The organism is Arthrobacter sp. Cr_A7, assembly GCF_029222765.1.
In the GTDB taxonomy this organism is placed as follows: Bacteria; Actinomycetota; Actinomycetes; order Actinomycetales; family Micrococcaceae; genus Arthrobacter.
The window spans coordinates 1-5,150 of sequence record NZ_JARHXQ010000050.1; the positions used below are offsets into that span (position 1 = coordinate 1).

General features: G+C 65.9%; 4 protein-coding genes. 3 read left to right on the forward strand and 1 reads right to left on the reverse strand.

What is annotated here, in order from left to right; all coding sequences use genetic code 11:
- Positions 1 to 380 (reverse strand): YigZ family protein (locus P2Q66_RS03135; RefSeq protein WP_275725493.1); only part of this gene is annotated, 380 nt, incomplete at its 3' end.
- Positions 381 to 455: 75 nt separating this feature from the next.
- Between P2Q66_RS03135 and coaE the strand changes: the two genes are divergently transcribed.
- The 3 genes from coaE (at position 456) to P2Q66_RS03150 (ending at position 5,140) form a co-directional block, all read left to right on the forward strand.
- Positions 456 to 1,670 carry a dephospho-CoA kinase gene (gene coaE, locus P2Q66_RS03140; RefSeq protein WP_275725494.1) on the forward strand — a complete coding sequence of 405 codons (1,215 nt, stop codon included), beginning with the start codon at positions 456 to 458 and terminating at the stop codon, positions 1,668 to 1,670.
- An 80-nt stretch (positions 1,671 to 1,750) separates the two neighbouring features.
- Positions 1,751 to 3,850: an excinuclease ABC subunit UvrB gene (gene uvrB, locus P2Q66_RS03145; protein WP_079596024.1), complete on the forward strand. Its 2,100-nt coding sequence runs from the start codon at positions 1,751 to 1,753 to the stop codon at positions 3,848 to 3,850.
- A gap of 261 nt (positions 3,851 to 4,111) precedes the next feature.
- Positions 4,112 to 5,140, forward strand: a complete 1,029-nt coding sequence (locus P2Q66_RS03150) for a TerC family protein (protein ID WP_079596025.1) — start codon at positions 4,112 to 4,114, stop codon at positions 5,138 to 5,140.
- The last annotated feature ends 10 nt before the right edge of the window (positions 5,141 to 5,150 follow it).

The following is a 5,150-nucleotide window of genomic DNA, read 5'->3' on the forward strand; positions in this document are numbered from 1 at the left end:
AGGCCGCCCGCCCCGAGCAGCACCCCGCCGAAGTAGCGGACGACGACGGCACTGACGTCGCTGAGGTCGGCCACCCCGGGCATCGTCTCCCTTTTGGCGAGGGCTTCGAGCATGGGGATCCCCGCCGTGCCGGACGGCTCGCCGTCGTCACTGGAACGCTGCACGTCCCGGTCCGGCCCGATGATGAAGGCGGAACAGTGGTGCCGGGCGTCGTGGAATTCGCGGCGGAGGGACGCCACGAGGTCCCGCGCGTCGTCCTCCGTCCCGGCGCGCCGCAGGACGGTGATGAACCGGGAACGCTTGATCTCGAGTTCGTGGCGGACATCGGGGCCGGCAGCAAGGGTGGTGTAGGCGGTGGTCCTGCTGTCTTGCTCCTGCATCCGCACAAGTCTAGCGAGGTGCGACGCCCACGCCACCTGGGATAGGGCGGTGGTGGCGAGGGATAGGGTGGGAGCGTGCTGAAGATCGGGTTGACGGGCGGAATCGCGTCCGGAAAGTCAGTGGTGGCCACGCGGCTAAAGGAGCGTGGCGCGGTGCTGGTGGACGCTGACGCCTTGGCCCGGGAGGTGGTGGAGCCCGGTACGGAGGGGCTGCAGCGCATCGTGGCGGAGTTCGGTGCGGAGATGCTCGACGAGGGCGGACGGCTGGACCGTGCCCGCCTGGGCGAGGTGGTGTTCGGAAATGCCGAACGGCTCGCCGTCCTCAACGGGATCGTCCACCCGCTGGTCCGCTCGCGTGCCGCAGCCATCGTGGATGACGCCGCCAGCGATGCCGTGGTGGTCCAGGACATCCCGCTGCTCGTGGAAACGGGCCAGGGGAGCGCCTTCCACCTCGTGCTGGTGGTGGATGCACCCGACGATGTCCGCATGCAGCGGATGCTGGAACACCGCGGCATGACGGCAGAAGCTGCCCGTTCGCGGATGGCAGCCCAGGCATCGCGGGAAGAACGGCTGGCTGCGGCGGACGTGGTCCTCGACAACTCCGGCACGCTGGAACAGCTGACCAAGCAGGTGGACGGGCTGTGGGACGGGCGGCTGGCGCCGTTCGCCCACAACCTCGCCGCAGGGACCCGCGCGGCGAGGAGCGTCGGGCCTGTCCTGGTTCCGTACCGGGAGGAATGGGCACAGCAGGCGGCGAGGATCATGGCGCGGCTCATGACCGTGGCCCCCGGGAGCTTCCTGGCTGTGGACCACATTGGGTCCACCTCCGTCCCCGGGCTGCCCGCGAAGGACGTTATCGACCTGCAGATTGCGGTATCCAGCCTGGACGACGCCGACAGTGCTGCGCCGCTGCTGGCGGAAGCCGGCTTCCCCCTGGTTCCCGGCGCCGGATCCGATACACCCAAACCCGCGGAACCGGACCCCCGGCTGTGGCAGAAACGCTTCCACGCCAACGCCGACCCCGGCCGTCCGGTCAACCTTCACGTCCGCGTTGCCGGCTCACCCGGCTGGCGTTTCGCCCTGATGTTCCGGGACTGGCTGCGCGACGACCCGGCTGCCCTCCGGCTCTACGCGGCGCACAAGGAAGATCTCGCCGGGCGCTTTGCCGGTTCGGGGAGCACCAGGGCGTATGCCGAGGCCAAGGAACCGTGGTTCACCGATGTTGCGTGGCCGGGAATGAGCGCCTGGGCCGAACGCACGCGGTGGGAGCCGCCGTCGTCCGCGTCCTGAAGCCGCCCAGCGGACCAGCGCCTGTTCGCCCGTAACGGACTCGCCCCGCCAGTGTCGGCGCCCGGTTGTAGATTAGATCCATGAGCCTTGCGCAGGAGATCAACCGTGTTGTAGCGCCCTTCGAGGTCATCAGCGAATTCAAGCCCGCGGGAGACCAGCCGGCCGCCATCGCCGAGCTGACGGAGCGCATCAAGAACGGTGAGAAGGACGTGGTGCTCCTCGGTGCCACGGGTACCGGTAAGAGTGCCACCACCGCGTGGCTGATCGAGCAGGTCCAGCGCCCCACCCTGGTGATGGTGCAGAACAAGACCCTCGCGGCGCAGCTGGCCAACGAGTTCCGGGAGCTCCTGCCCAACAACGCGGTGGAGTACTTCGTGTCCTACTACGACTACTACCAGCCTGAAGCCTACGTGCCGCAGACGGACACCTTCATCGAGAAGGACTCCTCCATCAACGAGGAAGTGGAGCGGCTGCGCCACTCCGCCACCAACGCGTTGCTGACCCGCCGCGACGTTGTGGTGGTGGCTACGGTGTCCTGCATCTACGGCCTGGGCACCCCCGAAGAGTACATCGCCGGCATGGTCACCCTCCGCAAGGGCCAGGAGATGAACCGGGACGTGCTGCTGCGGAAATTCGTCTCCATGCAGTACGCCCGCAATGACATGGACTTCCACCGGGGCACCTTCCGTGTGCGCGGCGATACAGTCGAAATCATCCCCATGTACGAGGAACTGGCGCTCCGCATCGAGTTCTTCGGCGACGAGGTGGAGAACATCTACACCCTGCACCCCGTCACCGGCGAGGTCCTCCGCGAGGAGACCGAGATGTACGTCTTCCCGGCGTCCCACTATGTTGCCGGGCCGGAGCGGATGACCCGCGCCATCAAGTCCATCGAGGATGAACTGGCCGCACGGCTTGCGGCCCTGGAGGGGCAGAACAAGCTGGTGGAGGCGCAGCGGCTGCGGATGCGCACCACCTACGACCTCGAAATGATGCAGCAGATGGGCTTCTGCAACGGCATCGAAAACTACTCCCGCCACATCGACGGCCGGGCCGGCGGCACCGCCCCGCACTGCCTCATCGATTACTTCCCGGACGACTTCCTGCTGGTGGTGGACGAATCCCACGTGACCATTCCGCAGATCGGCGCCATGTACGAAGGCGACATGTCCCGGAAGCGGACCCTGGTGGACCACGGCTTCCGGCTCCCGTCCGCCATGGACAACCGACCGCTCAAATGGGACGAGTTCCTGGAACGCATCGGCCAGACCGTCTACCTTTCCGCGACGCCCGGCAAATACGAGCTCGGCAAGGCGGACGGCTTCGTCCAGCAGATCATCCGACCCACCGGCCTGGTGGACCCGGAAGTCATCGTCAAACCCACCAAGGGCCAGATCGACGACCTCCTGGGCGAGATCCGGACCCGGGTGGAGAAGGACGAGCGCGTCCTGGTCACCACGCTGACCAAGCGCATGGCCGAGGACCTCACGGACTACCTGCTGGGCCACGGCATCAAGGTGGAGTACCTGCACTCGGACGTGGACACGCTGCGGCGCGTCGAACTCCTGCGGGAACTGCGGCTGGGCAGTTTCGACGTCCTGGTGGGCATCAACCTCCTCCGGGAAGGCCTCGACCTTCCCGAGGTGTCCCTGGTGAGCATCCTGGATGCGGACAAGGAAGGCTTCCTGCGTTCTTCCACGTCCCTGATCCAGACCATCGGCCGCGCCGCCCGCAACGTCTCCGGCCAGGTCCACATGTACGCCGACCGCATCACGGATTCCATGGCCCACGCCATCGACGAGACCAACCGGCGCCGCGCCATCCAGGTGGCCTACAACAAAGAGCACGGCGTGGACCCGCAGCCGCTGCGGAAGAAAATCGCCGACATCACCGACCAGCTGGCACGAGAAGACGCCGACACCCAGGAGCTGCTCAACAACAACCGCCTGGCCAAGGGAGCCAAGCGGACCAAGTCCGGGGCCAAGGGCGCAGCCCAGGTCCGCGCCGACGGCCTTGCCGCCGCTCCCGCCGAGGACCTGGTGGGCCTCATCGAACAGCTCACCGAGCAGATGCACGGCGCAGCCGCCGAGCTGCAGTTCGAAGTGGCCGCCCGGATCAGGGACGAGGTCAGCGAACTCAAAAAGGAACTGCGCCAGATGCAGGCGGCAGGCCACGCCTGAGCGAACTCCTGGGCACCACGGGCCAACTCCTGGGCACGCTCCGGCAAACATCCGGCGCGGCATGGGGCGGCCCGGCAGTGGCAACACTGCAGGCTAAGGTACAGTTAACGTCACGTAGGGGAGTATCCCAAGCGCTACGATCGTCAACACGCAGGGCATAGTTGCTCCGCCGGGCGTAGCGGGCCGCCGCATCAGCACCGAGTGCGCAGGCAGGCCGGAGAGACTTACACCGCATCTCTGTACCCTGCGAAAGGCTACCCTGTGCTCGAATTGCCCGTGTGGTTCGAGGTCGGCTCTTTTGTCGTCCTCGGCCTGATCCTCCTGATCGACCTCCTGCTTGTGGTCCGCCGTCCCCACGAACCCTCCATGAAGGAAGCCGGACTGTGGGTGGCGTTCTACGTCTCGCTCGCGCTCGTGTTTGCCGGCGCCATGTTCGCCTTCACCGGGCCTGAATACGGCGGTCAGTTCGTCGCCGGCTGGGTCACGGAATACAGCCTCAGCATCGACAACCTGTTTGTCTTCATCATCATCATGGCCAGGTTCTCCGTACCCCGGAAATACCAGCAGGAAGTGCTGATGGTGGGCATCATCATCGCCCTGATCCTGCGCGGCATCTTCATCCTGCTCGGCGCCATCGTCATCGAGCAGTTCAGCTGGGTGTTCTACATCTTCGGAGCGTTCCTGCTGTGGACCGCCTGGAAGCAGGCCCAGGACGAAGGCGAAGACGAAGAAGACCGGGAAAACCCGCTCATCGCGAAGATCCGCAAGGTCATTCCCATGTCGGAGAAGTTCGACGGCGGCAAGCTGCGCACCACCGTGAACGGCAAGAAGGTCTTCACGCCGATGCTGATCGTGTTCATCACCATCGGCCTCACCGACCTGCTGTTCGCCGTGGACTCCATCCCCGCCATCTTCGGACTCACCCAGAGCCCGTTCATCGTGTTCACCGCCAACCTGTTCGCCCTCATGGGCCTGCGACAGCTGTACTTCCTGCTGGGCGGCCTCATGAACCGCCTGATCTACCTGAAGCACGCACTGTCCTTCATCCTCGCGTTCATCGGCGTCAAGCTGGTCCTGCACGCCATGCACGTGAACGAACTGCCGTTCATCAACGGCGGCCAGCACATCGAGTGGGCCCCGGAGATCCCCACGTTCGTCTCGCTGGCCGTGATTGTCGGCACCATCATCATCGCGGTGGTTGCCAGCCTGCTCAGCTCCAAGGCGAAGGAAACCCACCTGGATCCGCGCCTCGAAGAAGACGTACGCCGGAGCCACAGCGACGTCGACTAGCCGCTGACCG